Raw genomic sequence first — 17,695 nt, 5'->3', positions numbered from 1 at the left:
GCTCACGCGCGGTCAGCTTGCCCTTCGCGTGCTGGGTCTCGGTCGCACGGTCGCTGGGGCCGCGCCTGGCCTGCTCACGCAGGGAGTGCAGCTCGCTGATCCGGTTCCTCATCGTCCGGCCCCCCAGCCGTCCCCGACCTGCTGGACCACGAGGCACGACCACGTGAAGCCGCCGCCGCCCGTGAGGACGAGGGCGTAGTCGTCCGGCGCCAGCCGGTCCCCCGCTCCGAGGTCCGCGAGGTTGGCGACCAGGTCGCCGCAGCCCAGGTGCCCGGTTCGGGCGCCCAGGCGTACCGGCTCCACCGCCAACAGCTCCCGGATGGCCGGGAGGTACATCAGGTCAAGGACCTTCGGGCCGAGCCGGGGCAGGGCGACGCACCGGATACGCGGGTCGTCGGGGGCGAGACCCGCTTCGGACAGGGCTTGCAGCACCACCGTGCGCACGGCTTCCGGGCCGGTCTTGGCGAACCGGGCCATGCCGCCCGCCTCCAGGAACGCGCGTTTGGTCCGGCGGATGTCGACGGGCCGGCCGTGCGCGAGCGGCACGGGACCGAACGCGTCCGCCCCGCGGTACATCGACTCCATCTCGGGCGCGGCCAGCACGGCGTGGGCCACCAGGCGCAGCCCGCGCCCGGATCGTCCGAGAACGGCGGCGGTGGCGCCGTCCCCGTAGGCGACCTGGTAGTCGCCGCGCCAGCGGTCGAAGCCGGCGGGGTCGAACCGGTCCGCGGTGGTGATCAGGGCAGTGCTGAGCGAAGGGTCAGCGGTGAGGTAGGTGGCGGCGGTGTGCAGGGCCATCGCCCCGGCGTGGCACATCTGCTGGATGCCGAAGGGGATGGCCGCCGAGGCTCCCACCCGGTCGGCCACGTAGTGGGCCGGGGACCAGAAGTCATGGCCTTGGTGCCAGATCCAGTTGTGCAGCAGCAGGCTGATGCCGGTCGCCTCGACCTCTGCCAGGGCCAGGGCCCTGCGCCCGGCCGCTACGGCCATGTCGGGGGCCGACGTGTCGTACGAGACCGGTACTTCGATCACTCCGGCAGCTTCCGGGCCGTCCGGGTCGAGGACACCGTCGGCCACCAGCGCGTACGCGCTCTGGGTGGTGCTGGGCAGCCAGGTGGCCGCCGCCTCGACCGTCAGGTCGTCGCTGAAGCGCATCGCGGATTCTCCTGTCCTGGGCTTCGCTCATCGCCGCGCCGGCCCTTCCTGGGTCGCCGCACTTCGACAGACCGGCGGGAGGGGGCCGCAGATACACCTGTTCCGGGTGTACGCGGGGCGGCTGCCGGGGGCTCTGTGAGATGGGGCTCCGTCCGAGCCCCTGCGGAGAGCCATCGAGCGAGAAGGGCAGGCTCATGACGTCGAGGACGCGTACGGCGGCCGAACTGTGGGACGGCTGGCTGGAGATGTGGAACGAGGATCCGGGCGCGGCACACAAGATCATCGGTGCGGAGTACCGGCTGCATCTGCCCACGACCGGGGCGACGATCGACCCGGACACGATCCGGGACCCGGCCTCGATGGCCGACTGGGTCGCCGGCTTCACGGGCAAGTTCGAGGGGTTGCGTTACGAGACGGACCTGGGACCGGTGGTCGACGGTGAACTCGCGGTGTGCCGCTGGTTCGGCACCGCCACCTGCCTGGGGCGGACCGGGTGGCCGTCCGACGTGCCCGGCAAGCGGATCACCTGGGTCGGCGTCGACATCCTGCGCATCGTCGACGGCTGGATCGTAGAGGCCTGGACGCAGGGAGCGGAGACCGACGAGCGGCCGCCGTCCGCCGTGTGAAGCGGGGGGCGGTCGTCCGGCCGCCCCCTCCATGTCCGGGGGGCGGCCGACGACCGCCCCCCAGGGTGGGTGGCGCGTCGCGCGTCAGCCCGCCCAGCTCTCCACGGGGAGCGAGGCGACGCACGCCTTGGCCCAGGGCTCGTCCAAGTTCCACAGATCCATGGCCGCCATGTCATTCAGCATCATGCCCAGGGCAAGGAACCGCTTGACGGTGACGTCATCGGCGCCCGAGTTCTTCTGGATGGCATTCCACATTCGCCCGAACCCGGTTTGGACGGCCGCACGGATGTCCGGGTCGTCGGATGCGGCGAATCCATGCAGCTGGATCAGCAGAAAAAGCCGGTCGCGTACCAGGGAGCGGTATCGGTCGCCCATCGCGACGAGGGCATCTACGCCGGTCAAGCCGTCGGCCGACTGATCGAAGGACGCCACGACCAGGTTGAAGGAATTTTCGACGACGGAAATGAAGAGCCCTTTTTTCGTATCGAAGATACGAAACACGTAGGGCTGGCTGATTCCTGCCTTCCGAGCGATCGTCTCCACTGAAGTTCCGTAATAGCCCCCGTGCGAGAACTCCTCGGAGGCGATTTGCAGAATTTGTTTGCGGCGCTCGTCGCCCGTCATTCGTTCCATGGTCCACATGAAACCACGCGACGGGCTCAAATGTGACCCGCGGTGGCGAGATGGCCGTTGACTGAGTAGTTAGTCACTGCTACCTTACAGCTCGTAGCCAGCCCAGCGAAGGGAACGATCAGAGATGACCCAGACCGCAGGGGACGCGGTCCCCGCGAAGACCGTGGCGTCGCCACCCGAGTCACCGGAGGACCGGCGCCACCGCACACTCGTCTTCCTCGTCGTGTGCGCCGGCTTCGTCATGTCGAGCCTCGACATGATGATCGTCAACGTCGCGTTCCCGGCCCTGGAGGAGGACTTCCACGGCACGACCGCGGCGGCCCTGTCCTGGACCCTCAACGCGTACTCGATCGTCTTCGCCGCAGCGCTCGTGCCCGCCGGCCGGCTCGCGGACCGTTCCGGCCGCAAGGGCGGCTTCCTGCTCGGGCTCGGCCTATTCACCCTCGCCTCCGCGCTGTGCGCCGCGTCGCAGGGGGTGCCCATGCTGGTGGCCGCCCGGGTGCTGCAGGCCTTAGGCGCGGCCGCCATGGTCCCCACCTCGCTCGGTCTGCTGCTGGCCACCTATCCGCCGGAGCGGCGCGGTGGCGCCGTGCGGGCCTGGACCGCGGTGGGGGGTGTGGCCGCGGCGCTCGCCCCGATCGTCGGGGGCGCCCTGGTCAATCTCGACTGGCGGTGGATCTTCCTCATCAACCTGCCCTTCGGCATCGCCGCGCTGCTGGTCGGCCGACGGGTCCTGCCCACCGCCGCACAGCCCGAACGCGGCCCGCTGCCCGACCTGTTCGGTTCGGTCCTCATCGTCATCGCGGTCGCCGCCGCTTCACTGGCCCTCATCAAGGCGCCGGAGTGGGGCTGGAGCTCCGCACGTGTACTCGGCTGCTTCGCGCTGACCGTCGTCGGCCTCGCCGAGTTCTTCCGGCGCTCCGCCCGGCACCCCAACCCCGTGGTCGCGTTCTCGCTGTTGCGGGTGCGGTCCTTCAGCCTGGCGAACCTGACCGCGCTGGTCTTCAACTCCTGCTTCGGCGCGATGCTCTTCTCCTTCATGCTCTGGTGCCAGAACGTCCGGGGCTACTCCGCGCTGGAGACCGGGCTCGCCCTCGCGCCGGGCACCTTCCTGATGCCGGTGATGGCCATGGCCACCGGTCCGCTCGTGAAGAAGCTCGGCGCCGCCACCGTCGTCGTCCTCGGATGCGCCCTGCTCGCCGCCGGTGTCCTGTGGTGGGGCATCGCCGCGCAGAGCGAACCCGACTACGTCACCATGCTGCTGCCCGGCGCCCTGCTGACCCCGGTCGGCACCATTCTCGGCACCACCGCGCTGGTCGGCCTGGTCACCAAGGACCTGCCGCCGGCATCCTTCGCGACCGGCTCCGCCGTCAACATGATGGTCCGTCAGGTCGGTCTCGTCATCGGCATCTCGGTGTTCATCGCCGTGCTCGGCACCCCCGGCCCCGGCGCCGCCACCCTGGAGGCCTTCCGGCACGCCTGGTTCATCGCGGCCGGGATCGGCGTCCTGGCCCTGCTCGTCGGCCTGCTGCTCGCCAGGCGAACCGAGGCGGACGCCTCCTGAAGCCGCGCGGCGCCGCGTAAGGCCGCCCACCGACCGCCGCCTGGAGCCCGGAACCCCCGCCGGACTCCAGGCGGCTTCGCCGTGTTCACCACCGGCCGGCGCTCCTTTGCCGGCACGTCCTTGGACGTCACCTGTATCCACACGGCCGGCGACCGGCTCTGTACGGGCGTGAACCAACGACAGGCGAAGGGGACCCGGCCATGAAATTCGAGGGCGGACTGGGAGTGAAGGCGGTCACCACCTGGCTGCCCGGCACCACACAGACGACGAGGGACCAGGTCGCCGCGGGCCGCCTCACACCGGAGCGCGCCCAGCAGCTCGGTGTCACGGAGCTTCCCGTGACCCCCGACCTGGCCGCACCCGAGATGGCGGTACGGGCGGCCCGCACGGCCCTCGACCACGCGGGATGGGACCCTGGACGCATCGGCTTCCTCGCCCATGCACGGGTCTTCCACCAAGGGCACGAGAAGTGGTCGTACGCCCACTACATCGCGAACGAACTCGGCCTCCCGCCGACAGCGCTGCCGTTCGGGATCGAAGCCCTGTGCACCGGCGGCGCGACGGGGCTGCTGGTGGCCGCCACCCAGCTCCTGGGCGACCCTTCGCTGTCCGGCGCCCTGGTCACGACCGGCGAGCGCTACCACGCCCCGGCATGGGACCGCTGGAGCATGCACTCCGACATCGGATACGGCGACGGTGCCACCGCCGCGCTCCTGCACCGGCGCGACGGCGGCCCGGACGACCTGCATCTCCTGTCCCTGACCCACTCGACGGCCGGCCGGCTCGAAGGCATGGAGCGCGGGAACCGGCCCTTTTCCCAGCTGCCGATGCAGGACCGCACGACCTGGGAGACGAACGTCGAGCGCAAGGAGTTCTACGAGGCCGCGGGCAAGGACGTCTTCCCCGAGGCGGCCCGCGTCCACGTCCGCGCCTCCCTCGACCAGGCCTTGGACGAGGCCGGCCTGCATCCGCACGACCCGCGCATCCGGCTGTTCACGATGCCCCGCATGGGTCCGCGCCTCGTCGACGTGATGTACGGCTCCCTCGCGGGAGTGCTCAAGGCCGAGACCGTGCTGCTCGGCGGCAGGACGGGACACCTGGGCGCCGGGGACATGCTCGCGAACATGGCGGACATCGTCGGCCACCGCATGCTCCGGCCCGGCGAGTTCGCGGTGGTCGCGGGAGCGGGCGGCGGATTCACCTGGTCCACCGCGGTCGTCCAGTCCCCCGAGAAGTGACCGCGCCGGGCACCGAGCCCGCGTCCGCATACCCCGCGAGCAGCCCTCGCGGGCAGGAAGGCACGTACATGAACCACACGTCGTACCCGCGCGGCGCGCACCGGATGGTGGTGGGCATCAGCGGAGCCACCGGCATCGCCTACGGCATCCGCACCCTGCAGGTCCTCAAGGCGGCGGGCATCGAGACGCACCTCGTGATGTCGCGGTCCGCGCGGCTGACCCTCTCCTACGAGAGCGATCTGACGACCGCGCAGGTGCAGGAGCTCGCCGACTTCCACTACTCGCCGGAGGACGTCGGCGCGCCCATCGCCAGCGGATCCTTCCGGACCCGGGGGATGATCGTGGCCCCCTGCTCCGTGAAGAGTCTCGCGCAGATAGCCGTCGGCACCTGCGACACCCTGCTCGCGCGGGCGGCCGACGTCACCCTCAAGGAGCGCAACCGGCTCGTCCTCATGGTCCGGGAGACCCCGCTGACCCTCACCCACCTGCGCAACATGACGACGGTGACGGAGAACGGCGGCATCATCGCGCCGCCGGTACCGGCCTTCTACACCCGCCCCAAGGGCCTTGAGGAAGTCGTCGACCAGTCCGTCGGCAGGGCCCTGGACCTGTTCGGTATCGACTCCGAAACCTTCCCGCGCTGGGGCGAACCGGCCGTACCGGCCGAGGACGCCGCCCCCGCGCCGACCACCATGCGACCGCTCGCGCAGAGCGCCGTCCACGTCTGAGGAAGCACCCATGACCAAACACCTGACGAGCCTGCGCGACCACCTCGCCGCTCTTGCCGAGCTGGGCGACGTGCGCGAGCTGCACTCTCCTGCCGACACCCACCTGGAGATCGGGGCGGTCATCCGGCGCTGCGCCGAAAACCGCGACCCGGCGCCGCTGTTCACCGCGGTCAAGGGCTACGCGCCCGGCTTCCGGGTCCTGGGTGCCCCCGCCGCGCTGAGCTCGGCGCCCGGCGCGCCCTGGGCCAGGGTCGCCCTCTCGCTCGGCCTCGACGCCGCCGCCCACCCGCTGGACATCGTCGAGGAGCTCGCCGCGGCGCGCGGCCGGGAGCCCATCGCGCCGGTCGTCGTCGACCGGGGCCCCTGCCAGGAGAACGTCCTGCTCGGCGAAGACGCCACTCTGGACGCCTTCCCCGTACCCCTCATCCACGACGGTGACGGCGGGCGCTACGTCAACACCTGGGGTGCGATCGTCGTCCGCACCCCCGACGGCAGCTGGACCAACTGGTCCATCGCGCGCGTCATGATGATCGACGGCCGTCGGATGGCCGGCATGGTCCGGCCGCTCCAGGACGTCGGGAAGATCTTCAAGCTGTGGCGGGACCGCGGCGAACCCATGCCCTTCGCCCTGGTCCAGGGCGCCGAGCCGGCCGTCCCCTTCGCCTGCGGCATGGGGCTTCCTTCCGGAACGGACGAAGCCGGATACCTCGGTGCCCACTTCGGTGAGCCCCTGGAACTCGTGCGCTGCAAGACGGTCGACCTAGAGGTGCCCGCCACCGCGGAAATCGTGATCGAAGGCCACGTCTCCCTCGACGAGACCGCGCCCGAGGGACCCATGGGCGAGTACGCGGGCTACCTCACCGGCAAGGCGAACCCCTGGCCGGTCTTCCACATCAGCGCCATCACCCATCGCGACGACCCGATCCTGCCCGTCGTCTCGGCCGGGAAGCCCGTCGAGGAGGACCACACCGCGGTCGGCACGACGTACTCGGCCGAGGCCCTGTACCAGCTCCGCGCGGCCGGGCTTCCCGTCACGGCCGCCTGGATCGTGCCGGAGACCGCCATCAACCTGCTGGCGGTCACCGTTCCGCGCGACTGGCGCGAGCGCTCCGCGTTCACCAGTACCCGCATGCTCACGCGCGCCATCGCCCATCTGGCGCTGCGTCCCAAGGTCGGGTACTGGGTCACCCGGATCATGGTCCTCGACGACGACATCGACCCCACCGACCTGCGCGACCTGATGTGGGCGTTCCACACGCGCAGCCATCCCACGCGCGGCCAGATCGTCATCGAGGACCAGAAGGTCACCCCGCTGCACGTCGTCTACTCGCCCCACGAGCTCGCCGAGGGCGGCCCGAAGATCGCGTACGACTGCCTCCTCCACCCCGACGAGGACAAGCGCGCCCGCAGCACCGCGTTCAAGGACAACTTCTCCGCCGACATCCAGGCCCGCGCCCTCGCCATCTGGGAGAACCGATGACCGAGACGAACACCGCCCCCCGTCCCGCCACCCACGGCGATCAGGAAGCGCCGCGGCGCCTGGTCATGGTCAGCGGAGGGACCCGCGGCATCGGCCGCGCCGTCGCCGTACACCTCGCCGGCGAGGGGTACGACATCGCCTTCTGCGGCAGGTCCGCCTCGGCGGCCGCCGAGGAGACGGCCGAACTGGTCCGCGCACAGGGCGCCTCCTGCTTCCACGAGCCGTGCGACGTGGCGGACCACCAAGCGGTCGAGACCTTCGTCAAGCGGGCGGAGGAAGAGCTGGGGCCGGTGTACGGCCTGGTCAACTCGGCAGGAATCGTCAAGGACAACCACCTGGTCATGATGCCCGTCGACGACTGGGCCTCGGTGATCGACACCAACCTCACCGGAACGTTCAACTTCTGCCGGACCGTCGGTTTCGGGATGCTCAAACGGCGTGCGGGGGTGATCGTCAACATCTCGTCGGTGGCCGGTGTCTACGGGCATGCCACACAGGCCAACTACGCCGCGTCCAAAGGCGGGGTGAACAGCCTCAGCCGCACCCTCGCCAAGGAGCTCGCCCGGCACGGCATCCGGGTCAACGTCGTGGCCCCCGGCTTCATCGAGACCGACATGACGGACGACCTCAGCGACAAGGCGCGCAAGGAAGCCCTCGCCGCGGTCCCGCTGCGGCGCTTCGGCACCGCCCGGGAAGTCGCCGACCTCACGGGCTTCCTGCTGTCCGACAAGGCGTCCTACATCACCGGACAGATCCTCCAGGTGGACGGAGGCGTGGCGCTTTGACCACGCCGTACCCGGCGGTGCGCCCCGGTGAGCTGCACCTGTGGTGGCTCACCGTGCCACCGGCGGGTACGGGCACGGAGACGGCCGCGCGGCTGCTCGACCCGCAGCAGCGGGAACGCGCCGCGCGGCTGAACCGGCCGCTGCACCGGCACCGCAAGATCATGGCTCATGCGGGCTTGAGGGTGCTGCTCGCCGGTCACCTGGGGACGCGGCCCTGCGAGGTCCGGCTGCGCCGGGCGGCCTGTCCCGTGTGCGGCGGCCCGCACGGCCGCCCCTACGCGGCCGGCGGGCACGGCCTGGAGTTCTCGATGGCACACGCGGGCGACGGGGTCCTGTACGCCTTCGCGCGGGGCCCCGTCGGAGTGGACGTGGAATCCGGCGCGGTCACGGCGCGCACCGCGCGTACCGTCGCCGGGTGGCTGCCGGCCGCGCAGCGGCGCACGCTGGACGCCCTGCCCGAGCCCGAGCGGCTTCGCGCCTTCCTGGGCTGCTGGGTCCGCACGGAGGCGTACCTGAAGGGAATCGGAACGGGGCTCGCGCACGGCGTCGGGGCGGCGGAGAACGCGTCGGCGGACCCCGCGTGGCATCTCGTGGACCTCGCGGTGCCCGAGGGCTTCACCGCCGCCGCAGCCGTGTCGGATCGCACCCTGTCGGCGGTGGCCGGTTCTTCTCCGGCCCGCCTGCGCATCTGCACCAGTGAACTACCCTCGGCGTCCGTCATCGGAGCCGCCGAGCCGGCTCGAACACGAGAGGGGCGCGGAATGCGCGACACCGATCCCGGCCGACGTGCGGTTCCGCGCGAGACCCCGGACGAGGACCAGGACCCGCTGCTGGACGAACTGCGCACCGCGGTGGGCCGACCGCCTCGCGCGCTCGTCGCGGAGATCGCCTCGTGGCCGGCGCCGCGCGAGTTCGCCGCGCCCGGGGCCGACGAGCCGGCCGGCACCGGACAGGCCGCGGCCGACGCCGGAGGGGCCGACGCCGGGGGAGCCGACGCCGGAATTCGCCTCACACCGCGGCCTCGTACGCCTCACTGACGCCGTCCCTCCTGCGCAGCTCGTCCCCGAGCCGGCGCAGGGCGCGGCCGCGCAGCGGACCCACCGAGCCGCGGGCTATCCCGAGCCGACGGCTGACCTCGTCGTAGCCCGGGGCCGGGTCCGCGCTCAGGAGGGCCAGGAGCTGCTGGTCACGCTCGGGCAGCTCCGCGAGCGCCGACAGGACTTCGGCGCTGCGCTCCTGGCTGAGCAGGGCGTCCTCCGGGCCGGGGTGCGCGGTGGCGGGCGGTTCCAGGCTTCCCGTGTCGCCCACCGGAACGTACCGTCCCGCACGTTCGTACTGCTTGAGGCTCTCCCGGCGCGCGCAGGTGGTGAGCCAGGCCGGGAAGCGCTCCGGCGTGTGCATCCCGGGCAGGCTCTGGTACACCCGCATCCAGGTCAACTGGAAGACTTCCTCACAGTCGGCCTGGCTGAGCCGGTGCGAGCGGGCCACCGTCCACACCACCGGGGCGTAGCGCTCGACGAGCGCCGCCCACGCCTGCTGGGAACCGGACAGGCACGCGGCGACCAGCTCACCGGGGCCAAGAGCTCCGGCGGCCGCGTCTGCCGGGCGCATTCGCGTCGAAGACATGGGTTCCTTCCTGGGGAGTGCGGGGGCAATTGCGCGAGCGGGCGGCGGGCGCCCGCGCGGACACCTCGGTGTCGGCGCGGGCGCCCGGCCGGGTGCCGGTCAGCCGAGGGGATCGGCCGTGTCGAGTACGGCGCAGCCCACCAGGCCGTCCCCGGACAACGAGGTGACGACCGCCGTGCCGCCGCGCGTGCGGCCCTCTCGCTGCCACAGACCGAGGACCGCGGCGATCTGCAAGACCCCATCGGCGCTGAAGCACTCGCCGACCGTTTCCTTGACACGGACGACCTGCCCGGGCAGCGCTCCGCCCAGAGCCAGCCCCAAGGCGCGTTCCTCCACCCGCTCCAGGCCGGCCCGGCCGGTGCATCCCAGGGAGACCGTGGTCACCTCGCCCGGGTCCTTGCCGCTGCGCCGCAGCGCCGCGCCGACCACTGCCGCCAGCCCCTCGGCGAGGCCGTCGCGCGGTGCGAAGCCGGTCTCGCACGCCAGTACCCGCGCGAGCGCCACCCGCCCCGCGGCGCTCGCCGCGGCCTGCGGCTCCACCACGAGCACCGCGGCGCCCTCGCCCACGGGAGCCTCGGCCTCAAGCGCCCCCGACCGGTGCCAGCCCCACGCGGCCTGCGCGCTGAACTCCTCCACGCCGCCCACCAGGAGACGGTCGGCGTGCCCCTGGCGCAGTGCGTTGCGCGCGTAGCGCAGGGCCTGGACCCCGGCCAGATGACCGCCGGCCAGCGTGGCGTTCACCCCGCGCAGTCCGTGCCGGATGGCGATCTGGCCGGCCGTGCAGTTCATCACGGTGTTGGGGAACAGACTGGGGTTCACCAGGTAGGGGCGCTCCTGGCGCAGGGTCTCCATCGAGTACTCGCTGGAACTGCGGATGCTCCCCGTGCTGGTGCCGAGCACGACACCGGTGCGCTCCCCCATCGGCTCCGGCTGCGTGTCCAGCGCCAGCCGGCAGGCGACGAGGCCCAGTTGAGTGGTCCGGTCGAGATGGCGTACGCCCTTGCGGCCGATCAGTTCGGCGGTCCGCAGATCGGGTACGGTCCGCACCGGCCGCGGCGGCGGGGTCTCCTCGCCGGGGACCTCCTCGGCATGTCCCGCAAGGCCCTCCCCCACGGCCCGCCCCAGGGCTTCGAGCCCGAGCCCGGCGGGCGTCGCCACGCCCACCGCGGTGATGGCGAGCGGCAGGACGGCGACGGCGGGGCGGTCCGCAGCCGCTTCGGCGATGGCGGTGCTCATGATGCCCTTCCGAGAATGGTGATGGCGTTGTTGCCGCCGAAGGCGAACCCGTGGTTCTGCACGACCCGCGGCGTGGCGGGGCGGGCCGAGCCCGCCACCGGATCGACCCCCGGGCCCAGCGCGGGGTCGACCCGCTCGACGCCGGCGGTGGGCGGCAGGAAGCCCTCGTACAGGGCCATGCAGCAGATCAGCGCGCCGAAGCCGCTGGCCGCGCCCATGGTGTGGCCGATCATCGACTTGATCGAGCTGATCGGCGGGATCCTGTCGCCGAAGACCTCGCGGGCGGCAGCCACCTCCGTCGCGTCGTTGGTCCGTGTGCCGGTGCCGTGGGCGCAGATGTAGTCGATGTCCTCGGGCGTGACGCCCGCGCTGCGGTGCGCCGACCGGATGCACGCGGCGATGCTGGTCGGGTCCGGGTGCACCATGTGCTTGGCGTCGCAGTTGACGCTGTAGCCGAGCACCTCGGCATAGATGCGCGCCCCGCGGGCGACGGCGCGGTCGTACGGCTCCACGAGCAGTGCGACCCCGCCCTCCGCGGTGAGGATGCCCGAGCGGTCGGCGTCGAAGGGCCGGCAGATCTCCTCGGCGAGGGCGCCGAGGCGGTAGAACCCGGCGTGCGCCCAGCGGTTCAACGAGTCGGCGCCGCCGGCGAGCATGTAGTCGGCCTCGCCGCTCGCCACCATGTCGTAGGCGTAGCCGAGCGCGTAGTTGCTGGCCGAGCAGGCGGTGGCCAGTGTCAGGGCCTCCCCCGACAGTCCGAGCTCGCTGTTGACCGCAGCGGCGATCCGGCCCGCCGGAACGGCGCCCACCCGATCGCCGGCCAGGGATTTCAGCCCGTCCGCCGCCCACGCGGACACGAGTTCCTCGATGACCGCCGACTCGCCGCTGGTGGTGCCCATGACGGACCCGGACCGGGCCCCGGCCAGGGCGGACTCGCTCAGATCCGCGTCGGCGACCGCCAGTCGCGCGGCCGACGCCGCGAACTGGGCGCTGCGGCCCCACCGCGCGGGCTCGATGCGGCGCAGCCACGCGGCGGGGTCGAAGTCGTGCACTTCGCCCGCATGCGTATGAGGGAAGCCCGTGGTGTCGAAGCCGGCGATGGGCGAGGTGGTGCGGCGGCCCGCCTTGATGGAGGCGGTGAAGTCGGCAACGCCGATCCCGGCACTGCTCACCGCGCCCAGACCGGTGATGACGACGCGGCGTGCGCCCGGCTCAGGCATCGGTACCTGCCCCCAGGGAGCGGGTGACCACAGCCCGGACGCCGTCGAGGTTGCCCATCTCGATCAGGGCGTCCTGGGGGATCGTGACGCCCAGGTCCTTCTCGATGCGGGCCAGGATCTCGATGGCGAGGAGCGAGTCGGCGTCGTGGTCCTCGATGAAGCTGCTCGTGTCGGTGAGCTCCGCCTGGTCCAGCTCCAGGACCTCAAGGATGATCTCTCGGAGCTGGCTGTCCTGCTCGGCGGTGAGGATGGTGGTGTCGGCGCTCATGGCGTCCGCCTCTCGTTCTTGGAAGTTGCCGGAAGGGTGGCTGTACGTACGTGGGTGGCGAGCCCTGCGGCACTCGCCACGGGGGTCGGCCGCGGCAGGTGCGCGGGGGGTGCGGCGCTCGGCCCTCGATGGCGCAGGTTGACGACCGACGCCTGGGCCAGCGCCACGGGGTTGAGGAAGCGCAGTGGTCCGATGAGCCGCGAGGCGAACAGGTGCATGTGGCGGGCCATCGCTTCGTCGCGGGCCGCCGCCGAGAACATCAGCCGCTCGAAGGGGTTGAAGGGCCGGCCCTTGGCGTAGTCGACGGCCAGGTGCTGGTGGCCGCCGAGACCGCGCCGGTGGCGGCGTACGTAGGCCGTGATCGCCTGGTCCAGATCACCGCGCCCGGTCGCGGCGGCGGCGGTCGCCTCGGCCAGCCACGTGGCGGACTGCAGGGCCCAGCCGCAGCCGACGCCCCAGAGGGGGTCGCTGGTGAGGGCGGCGTCCCCGATGAGCGCGACGCCCGGTGCGCCCGGCCGTCGCGAGTGCAGCGGATAGTTGACGGTTCCGGTGATCTTGGTGATGCGCTCGGCGGAGTCGATGTCGGGCCCGCCGGGCAGGGCACGGACGAACTCGGTGTAGGCGCCCTCCAGATCCTCCCTGAAGGCGGGGAGCCGGTCCTTGCCGGGGATCACCGCGACGACCGTGACTCCGTCGTCGTTCGGCATCGCGTACGCCACGTCCGGCTCCAGGAACCAGGAGTGGGTGATCCCGTCGCGCAGCGGGAGGTTGCGGAAGTGCGCGAAGTAGCTGAACCGCTCGTTCTCGTACGTCCGTGTCGCGATCCCGGCGAACCGGGCGACCGGGGAGTCCTTGCCGTCGGCGCCGACGACGAGGCGGGCCGGCAGTTCCATCTCGCCGTCGGGCCCGGAGACCCGCGCGCCCACGGTGCGCCCGGCCTCCTGCCGCAGACCCGTCACGGTGTGGCCGGTCAGCAGGTCCACGCCCGGGGTCCTGGCGGCGTGGGACCGGATCAGCGGATCGAGGGTGCTGCGCCGGACGTTGTACGAGTAGGGCAGCTCGGGGCCCGACGGTGCGGCCTTGGGTTCGATCCAGCCCCAGCGGGTGTACCAGCGGGCCTCGTTGCGCACGGCGCCGGCCGCCTCCAGGGCGGGGACGAGTCCGAGCTCGTGGAGTACCGGGTAGGAGCAGGGCTGGAGGTAGTGGGTGCACAGCACCTTGTGGGCCGCGGGGTCCGAGCGGCGTTCGAGCAGGGCGACGCGTACGCCCCGCCGGGCGAGGAGGATCGCGGCGGCACTGCCGGCGATGCTCGCTCCGCTGATGACGACGTCGTACGCGCGGTCTTCAAGCGCGGTCATGCGCTGATCGCCTCCTTGTCGTAGTGGTGCAGGGGTGTTGCCTCCAGGAAGGCGGTGATGTGCTCGGCGACGCGTACCGGCTGCTGCAGCTGGCAGAAGTGGGTGAACCCCGGATCCTGGTGGAGCCTGACGTCGGGTATCGAGGCCATCAGGGCGTCGATGGCCGCCGGCGGTGCCGACGGGTCGTGGGTGCCGCTGACCAGCAGTACGGGAGCTTCGACACGGTGCAGCGGAAGGCCGGGGCCGCGCCCGAGCGTGGCGTAGAACTGCAGGAAGCCGTGTGGCTCCACGCGCTCGCGGACCTTGCCGATCATGGCCTCGACGATGTCGGCGGGGATCTTCTCGGCGCGCGGGCCCAGCTGGGCCCGCAGGCCGTCGGCGAGCACCTGGCGGAACCGGTCGACCGCCTCGCGGAAGAACCGGGCGTCGACGGGCTGGTCGTGGGGCCGGAAGACGGGCGCCACCAGCACCGTGGGGACCGAGGCGCTCGGCGTGCGCCGGGTGAGCAGTTCGAGCTGTGTGGTCGCGCCGAACGAGTGGGCCACCACGGCGTCGGGCCGTACGGGCAGCAGTTCGAGGGCGCGTTCCAGCCATGCGGTCGAAGCGCCCCGATCGGCCCAGAGGTGGCGTGAACCGCTCCGCCACGGCAGGTCTAGGGCGAACAGACGGGCGTCGGCCGGCAGGTGCTGCGCGAGTACCCTCCAGTCCTCCCAGCTCTCCTCGAAGCCGTGGACGAGGACGACGGTGCGCCCCTGCGGGGCGAGCGCGGGACGTCCCCGGGGGGTGAGCGCGGGGCGCTCCCATATGCGCAAGGACTCGCCGTCCACCTGGTGGTCCACGGCCGGCCGCCATGGGCCGCCGCGCGGTGTTCCTCGGTCAGCCAGTAGCACTCGCCTCACCTTTCGCCATGCGGTCGGACCGGATGGGGAGGACGATAGGGAGCTTCCGAGCCGCCGCCGGAGTCCGCAGGAGGCCGCCTGGAGGCCTGAAACAGCTGCTCACGAGCGGGACTTCAGGCAGGCTTCAGCGCGACGACGGGTGGCCTCCAGGCCTGCTGCGCGATGGCTGGAGGCCGGCGCCGCCGATTTCTTGACCGAGCCTTGAGGATCACCCTCCGATAACCCTTTGACCTGCACGAAGGTCGCCAAGTCGGGGAGTTCACAGCGGAGTTGATGTTTGACAAACCGACCGACGGATTTTTAGGGTCGAAGTGACTGGTAACTAACGACTATCCGGGGGTAAGTCGAATGGACGTATCCGTACTAGGATCATTCGATGTCCGCATATCGGGCATGAATGCGACACCAACGGCCTTAAAACCGGCCAAACTGCTCGCCCTCCTGTCCATGAGCCGCAACCAGCCCGTCTCGGTGGCCGAGAGCGTGCAGGAGCTGTGGGCAGGAGACGCACCGCGTACCGCCGGATCGGCCATTCACACCTACGTCCGCCACCTCCGCGAACTGATCGCGACCGCAGAACCGAAGCTCGACCCCAAGTCCGTGATCTGCACCCGCCCCGGCGGATATCTGCTCGACCTGTCACTGGGGGAGGTCGACTCCGAGGAGTTCGGCCGACTGGCCGAGCGCGGCCATCGCGCGGTGAGCCTCGGCGACGACGCGCTCGCGTCGAGCCGGTTCCGGCAGGCCCTGGCCCTCTGGCGCGGGCCCGCGCTCGCCGATCTGCCGGCCGGCCCCATCCTGGCGATCCGCAAGAAGGAGCTGGAAGAGCGGCGCAGGTCCGCTCTCGACCGCTGCATCAGCGCCGAACTCAGGCTCGGACGCCACTACGAACTCCTGGGCGAACTGGTCGCCCACGCCGCCGATGACCGCACGCACGAACCGCTGCACGCACAGCTGATGCTGGCCTTGTACCGCGCGGGACGCCGGGTGCAGGCACTGGAGGTCTACCGCGAACTGCGGCACGAGCTTTCCAGCCGTCTCGGTCTCGAACCGTCGCCCCGCATCCAGGCACTGCACCATGCGATCCTCGCGTCGGACCGCTCGCTGCAGCGCGAGCCGGGAGCGCGCAGGGAGACCCGGACGGCGTAGGAGCGCGCTCCGATCGCAGTCGGCGCAGCGATCGGGGACCGATCGCGCGCAAGGCCGGAAGGGGGAGACAGGAAATTCGGGGATCATGCAAGAACGAGCTGCCAGGACCCGGGAGCGCCTTGTGCGCGCTGCGGCGCAGGCATTCGACGAACGCGGACTCGGGGCCACGAGCATGCAGGCCGTCAGCCGGTCGGCCGGCGTGTCGAAAGGGGCACTCTACTTCCACTTCCCGACCAAGGAGCACCTGGCCGACGCCGTACGCGGAGCGTGCGGCGACCGGTTCACGGCGAAGGCATCCGACCTGATGGAGGCGGGCGAGTCCCCGGTCCAGGTGCTCATGCGCCTGCCGGGGCTCACGGCCGAGTGGCTCGGGCAGGACGTGATCGTACGGGTCGGCCTGCGACTCGGGCGCGAGCAGCAGAGGGGATGCCACCGGGACTGCGACGGACGGCACGTCTCCCGCGAACTGCACGACCTGCTCTCCCGGCTGTTGCGCAGCGCCGCGGAGCGGCGCGAGATACGCACCGGCCTTCCGCTGCGGACCTGCGCCTCCCTCCTCGTCGGGTTCCTGTTCTCACTGGAATGCCGGGCCGAGGAGTCGGCGTCGAGCGAGGAGCTCCTCGAATCGATCGCGGAGCTGTGGAGCCTCCTGCTGCCCGGCATGGCTCCCGTCGGGGACGGGGAGTAGCGCCGCGGACGCCGACCGCCTCCGTGTATCCGGACGGCATCGGCGGAGCTCTGTCCCTGTGTGCGGTGCCCGCGCCGAGTCCCGTGGGCACCCCGGCGGAGCAACGGCGTACGAGAAGGGGCAGGTGGACGGGATGAACGCATTCGACACCAGGACACTGGTGGACCAATGGCTGGCCATGTGGAACGGGGATCTCGCGATCGCCGAACGCATCATCGCGCCGTCGCTGCGCGTGCACCTGCCGGCCTTCGGCATGCCCCCCGAGGAGGGCGTCAACGATCCGGAGACGATGGCCCGCTGGATCGGCCTGTTCCGCAGTTCCTTCTCCTCGGCCTCCTTCCGCTGTGAGCTGGGCCCCTTCACCGACGGGGACCACGTGATCTCCCGGTTCCGGTTCACCGGAACCTGGACGGCGGGGCGCCCGGCGGCGGCATCGGTGCCACCCGGCACCGCGGTCAGCTTCGCCGGCGTGGACACCCTGAGGATCGAACACGGGCGGATCGCCGAATACTGGCTGACGGACGACCAACTCGACCTGTACGCACAGCTCGGCGCGGTCCGCGGAGTGGAACCGCAGCCCGTCCCCCCGCACGATCATGGCCGCCACCCGTCAAAGGCTTGACCATGGCGAAGGTCTCCGGCGCGGTGGGTGCCGTCCAGGAACCCACCGCACGGAGGTCTTCGTGTCAAGGAACCCCTCGGTCCCGAACCCGAACCACTCGGTGCCGACACGCCCGTGGGCGTACCGGCTGCCCCGGCAGCGGGGTTCGCGCCCGCCGAGCCCGAAGGTGAAGGCGAGCGGCGGCGTGCCGGTGAAGACGCCGTCCGGGCGGGGTGTGAGGACGTGCCGGGAGAACGTGTCGGCGTGGGCCAGGACGTCGCGGCGGAAGTGCGGGGTCACCTTCGGGCGGCCGGCTGGCACCCCGAGGCGAAGGCGGTCGGCGCCACGCCGTCCGCGGCCGTGACCACGGTGGTGAACCGGCCGTCCTTCGCGCCGCAGCGCGCGGCCAGGTCCTCCGGCGCGGGACCCCGGCGGCGTAGG

The 17,695-nt window shown here is 71.7% G+C and carries 18 protein-coding genes and 1 pseudogene; 10 read left to right on the top strand and 9 right to left on the bottom strand.

Annotation, left to right across the window (positions count from 1 at the left end):
- Nucleotides 1-108: 108 nt before the first annotated feature.
- Complete coding sequence (locus ACFY0D_RS04895; RefSeq protein WP_390796975.1) at nt 109-1,155, bottom strand: ketoacyl-ACP synthase III family protein; 1,047 nt, start codon at nt 1,153-1,155, stop codon at nt 109-111.
- Nucleotides 1,156-1,349: 194 nt separating this feature from the next.
- Here ACFY0D_RS04895 and ACFY0D_RS04890 point away from each other — a divergent pair, with 194 nt between their 5' ends.
- Entirely contained in the window at nt 1,350-1,781 is a 432-nt protein-coding gene (locus ACFY0D_RS04890) for a nuclear transport factor 2 family protein (protein ID WP_390796974.1), read from the top strand.
- An 84-nt stretch (nt 1,782-1,865) separates the two neighbouring features.
- On the opposite strand, the gene ACFY0D_RS04885 is transcribed toward ACFY0D_RS04890, so the two are convergent.
- Nucleotides 1,866-2,414 carry a TetR/AcrR family transcriptional regulator gene (locus ACFY0D_RS04885; RefSeq protein ID WP_390796973.1) on the bottom strand — a complete coding sequence of 183 codons (549 nt, stop codon included), beginning with the start codon at nt 2,412-2,414 and terminating at the stop codon, nt 1,866-1,868.
- A gap of 124 nt (nt 2,415-2,538) precedes the next feature.
- Between ACFY0D_RS04885 and ACFY0D_RS04880 the strand changes: the two genes are divergently transcribed.
- The 6 genes from ACFY0D_RS04880 to ACFY0D_RS04855 all read left to right on the top strand — a co-directional run bounded on the left by ACFY0D_RS04880 (nt 2,539) and on the right by ACFY0D_RS04855 (nt 9,246).
- On the top strand, nt 2,539-3,978 hold the full coding sequence (locus ACFY0D_RS04880) for an MFS transporter (RefSeq protein ID WP_390796972.1): 1,440 nt from the start codon (nt 2,539-2,541) through the stop codon (nt 3,976-3,978).
- Between the two features lie 200 nt (nt 3,979-4,178).
- Entirely contained in the window at nt 4,179-5,216 is a 1,038-nt protein-coding gene (locus ACFY0D_RS04875) for a ketoacyl-ACP synthase III family protein (protein WP_390796971.1), read from the top strand.
- Nucleotides 5,217-5,284: 68 nt separating this feature from the next.
- Nucleotides 5,285-5,944, top strand: coding sequence for a UbiX family flavin prenyltransferase (locus ACFY0D_RS04870; RefSeq protein ID WP_390796970.1), 660 nt, complete (start codon nt 5,285-5,287; stop codon nt 5,942-5,944).
- A 10-nt stretch (nt 5,945-5,954) separates the two neighbouring features.
- Nucleotides 5,955-7,424 carry a UbiD family decarboxylase gene (locus ACFY0D_RS04865; RefSeq protein WP_390796969.1) on the top strand — a complete coding sequence of 490 codons (1,470 nt, stop codon included), beginning with the start codon at nt 5,955-5,957 and terminating at the stop codon, nt 7,422-7,424.
- Nucleotides 7,421-8,209, top strand: coding sequence for a 3-oxoacyl-ACP reductase FabG (fabG, locus tag ACFY0D_RS04860; RefSeq protein WP_390796968.1), 789 nt, complete (start codon nt 7,421-7,423; stop codon nt 8,207-8,209). The genes ACFY0D_RS04865 and fabG overlap by 4 nt, the downstream gene beginning before the upstream one ends.
- The gene (locus ACFY0D_RS04855; RefSeq protein ID WP_390796967.1) at nt 8,206-9,246 is read left to right on the top strand and encodes a 4'-phosphopantetheinyl transferase family protein; all 1,041 of its coding nucleotides are present in this window, start codon (nt 8,206-8,208) and stop codon (nt 9,244-9,246) included. The genes fabG and ACFY0D_RS04855 overlap by 4 nt, the downstream gene beginning before the upstream one ends.
- On the opposite strand, the gene ACFY0D_RS04850 is transcribed toward ACFY0D_RS04855, so the two are convergent.
- From ACFY0D_RS04850 to ACFY0D_RS04825, 6 genes are all read right to left on the bottom strand, one after another.
- On the bottom strand, nt 9,218-9,835 hold the full coding sequence (locus ACFY0D_RS04850) for an RNA polymerase sigma factor (RefSeq protein ID WP_390796966.1): 618 nt from the start codon (nt 9,833-9,835) through the stop codon (nt 9,218-9,220). The genes ACFY0D_RS04855 and ACFY0D_RS04850 overlap by 29 nt on opposite strands.
- A gap of 99 nt (nt 9,836-9,934) precedes the next feature.
- Nucleotides 9,935-11,071, bottom strand: a complete 1,137-nt coding sequence (locus tag ACFY0D_RS04845) for a beta-ketoacyl synthase N-terminal-like domain-containing protein (protein ID WP_390796965.1) — start codon at nt 11,069-11,071, stop codon at nt 9,935-9,937.
- Nucleotides 11,068-12,291 (bottom strand): beta-ketoacyl-[acyl-carrier-protein] synthase family protein, encoded by a 1,224-nt coding sequence (locus ACFY0D_RS04840; RefSeq protein WP_390796964.1) that lies wholly within the window; start codon nt 12,289-12,291, stop codon nt 11,068-11,070. The genes ACFY0D_RS04845 and ACFY0D_RS04840 overlap by 4 nt, the downstream gene beginning before the upstream one ends.
- Complete coding sequence (locus ACFY0D_RS04835; protein WP_390796963.1) at nt 12,284-12,559, bottom strand: acyl carrier protein; 276 nt, start codon at nt 12,557-12,559, stop codon at nt 12,284-12,286. Before ACFY0D_RS04835 ends, ACFY0D_RS04840 begins: the two co-directional genes overlap by 8 nt.
- The gene (locus ACFY0D_RS04830; protein ID WP_390796962.1) at nt 12,556-13,917 is read right to left on the bottom strand and encodes an NAD(P)/FAD-dependent oxidoreductase; all 1,362 of its coding nucleotides are present in this window, start codon (nt 13,915-13,917) and stop codon (nt 12,556-12,558) included. Before ACFY0D_RS04830 ends, ACFY0D_RS04835 begins: the two co-directional genes overlap by 4 nt.
- Nucleotides 13,914-14,756: an alpha/beta fold hydrolase gene (locus ACFY0D_RS04825; protein ID WP_390796961.1), complete on the bottom strand. Its 843-nt coding sequence runs from the start codon at nt 14,754-14,756 to the stop codon at nt 13,914-13,916. The genes ACFY0D_RS04830 and ACFY0D_RS04825 overlap by 4 nt, the downstream gene beginning before the upstream one ends.
- Before the next feature lie 453 nt (nt 14,757-15,209).
- Here ACFY0D_RS04825 and ACFY0D_RS04820 point away from each other — a divergent pair, with 453 nt between their 5' ends.
- The 3 genes from ACFY0D_RS04820 (at nt 15,210) to ACFY0D_RS04810 (ending at nt 17,275) form a co-directional block, all read left to right on the top strand.
- Entirely contained in the window at nt 15,210-15,965 is a 756-nt protein-coding gene (locus ACFY0D_RS04820) for a BTAD domain-containing putative transcriptional regulator (RefSeq protein ID WP_390796960.1), read from the top strand.
- Nucleotides 15,895-16,653: a ScbR family autoregulator-binding transcription factor gene (locus ACFY0D_RS04815; protein ID WP_390796959.1), complete on the top strand. Its 759-nt coding sequence runs from the start codon at nt 15,895-15,897 to the stop codon at nt 16,651-16,653. Before ACFY0D_RS04820 ends, ACFY0D_RS04815 begins: the two co-directional genes overlap by 71 nt.
- A gap of 133 nt (nt 16,654-16,786) precedes the next feature.
- Nucleotides 16,787-17,275, top strand: a complete 489-nt coding sequence (locus ACFY0D_RS04810) for an ester cyclase (protein ID WP_390796958.1) — start codon at nt 16,787-16,789, stop codon at nt 17,273-17,275.
- A 150-nt stretch (nt 17,276-17,425) separates the two neighbouring features.
- Here the strand turns inward: ACFY0D_RS04810 and ACFY0D_RS04805 are convergent.
- A pseudogene (locus tag ACFY0D_RS04805) lies at nt 17,426-17,682 on the bottom strand (2-aminobenzoate-CoA ligase); the annotation flags it as partial.
- Nucleotides 17,683-17,695 lie beyond the last annotated feature (13 nt).

This window comes from Streptomyces sp. NPDC001502, assembly GCF_042894785.1.
Lineage (GTDB): Bacteria > Actinomycetota > Actinomycetes > Streptomycetales > Streptomycetaceae > Streptomyces > Streptomyces kutzneri.
This window is presented reverse-complemented; position numbering and strand designations above follow the sequence as displayed.

Excerpts from the sequence above, each read along its gene's own strand:
- ACFY0D_RS04895 (WP_390796975.1), bottom strand. The coding sequence starts at position 1,155 with ATGCGCTTCAGCGACGACCTGACGGTCGAGGCGGCGGCCACCTGGCTG.
- ACFY0D_RS04890 (WP_390796974.1), top strand. The coding sequence starts at position 1,350 with ATGACGTCGAGGACGCGTACGGCGGCCGAACTGTGGGACGGCTGGCTG.
- ACFY0D_RS04885 (WP_390796973.1), bottom strand. The coding sequence starts at position 2,414 with ATGGAACGAATGACGGGCGACGAGCGCCGCAAACAAATTCTGCAAATC.
- ACFY0D_RS04880 (WP_390796972.1), top strand. The coding sequence starts at position 2,539 with ATGACCCAGACCGCAGGGGACGCGGTCCCCGCGAAGACCGTGGCGTCG.
- ACFY0D_RS04875 (WP_390796971.1), top strand. The coding sequence starts at position 4,179 with ATGAAATTCGAGGGCGGACTGGGAGTGAAGGCGGTCACCACCTGGCTG.
- ACFY0D_RS04870 (WP_390796970.1), top strand. The coding sequence starts at position 5,285 with ATGAACCACACGTCGTACCCGCGCGGCGCGCACCGGATGGTGGTGGGC.
- ACFY0D_RS04865 (WP_390796969.1), top strand. The coding sequence starts at position 5,955 with ATGACCAAACACCTGACGAGCCTGCGCGACCACCTCGCCGCTCTTGCC.
- fabG (WP_390796968.1), top strand. The coding sequence starts at position 7,421 with ATGACCGAGACGAACACCGCCCCCCGTCCCGCCACCCACGGCGATCAG.
- ACFY0D_RS04850 (WP_390796966.1), bottom strand. The coding sequence starts at position 9,835 with ATGTCTTCGACGCGAATGCGCCCGGCAGACGCGGCCGCCGGAGCTCTT.
- ACFY0D_RS04845 (WP_390796965.1), bottom strand. The coding sequence starts at position 11,071 with ATGAGCACCGCCATCGCCGAAGCGGCTGCGGACCGCCCCGCCGTCGCC.
- ACFY0D_RS04840 (WP_390796964.1), bottom strand. The coding sequence starts at position 12,291 with ATGCCTGAGCCGGGCGCACGCCGCGTCGTCATCACCGGTCTGGGCGCG.
- ACFY0D_RS04835 (WP_390796963.1), bottom strand. The coding sequence starts at position 12,559 with ATGAGCGCCGACACCACCATCCTCACCGCCGAGCAGGACAGCCAGCTC.
- ACFY0D_RS04830 (WP_390796962.1), bottom strand. The coding sequence starts at position 13,917 with ATGACCGCGCTTGAAGACCGCGCGTACGACGTCGTCATCAGCGGAGCG.
- ACFY0D_RS04820 (WP_390796960.1), top strand. The coding sequence starts at position 15,210 with ATGAATGCGACACCAACGGCCTTAAAACCGGCCAAACTGCTCGCCCTC.
- ACFY0D_RS04815 (WP_390796959.1), top strand. The coding sequence starts at position 15,895 with ATGCGATCCTCGCGTCGGACCGCTCGCTGCAGCGCGAGCCGGGAGCGC.
- ACFY0D_RS04810 (WP_390796958.1), top strand. The coding sequence starts at position 16,787 with ATGAACGCATTCGACACCAGGACACTGGTGGACCAATGGCTGGCCATG.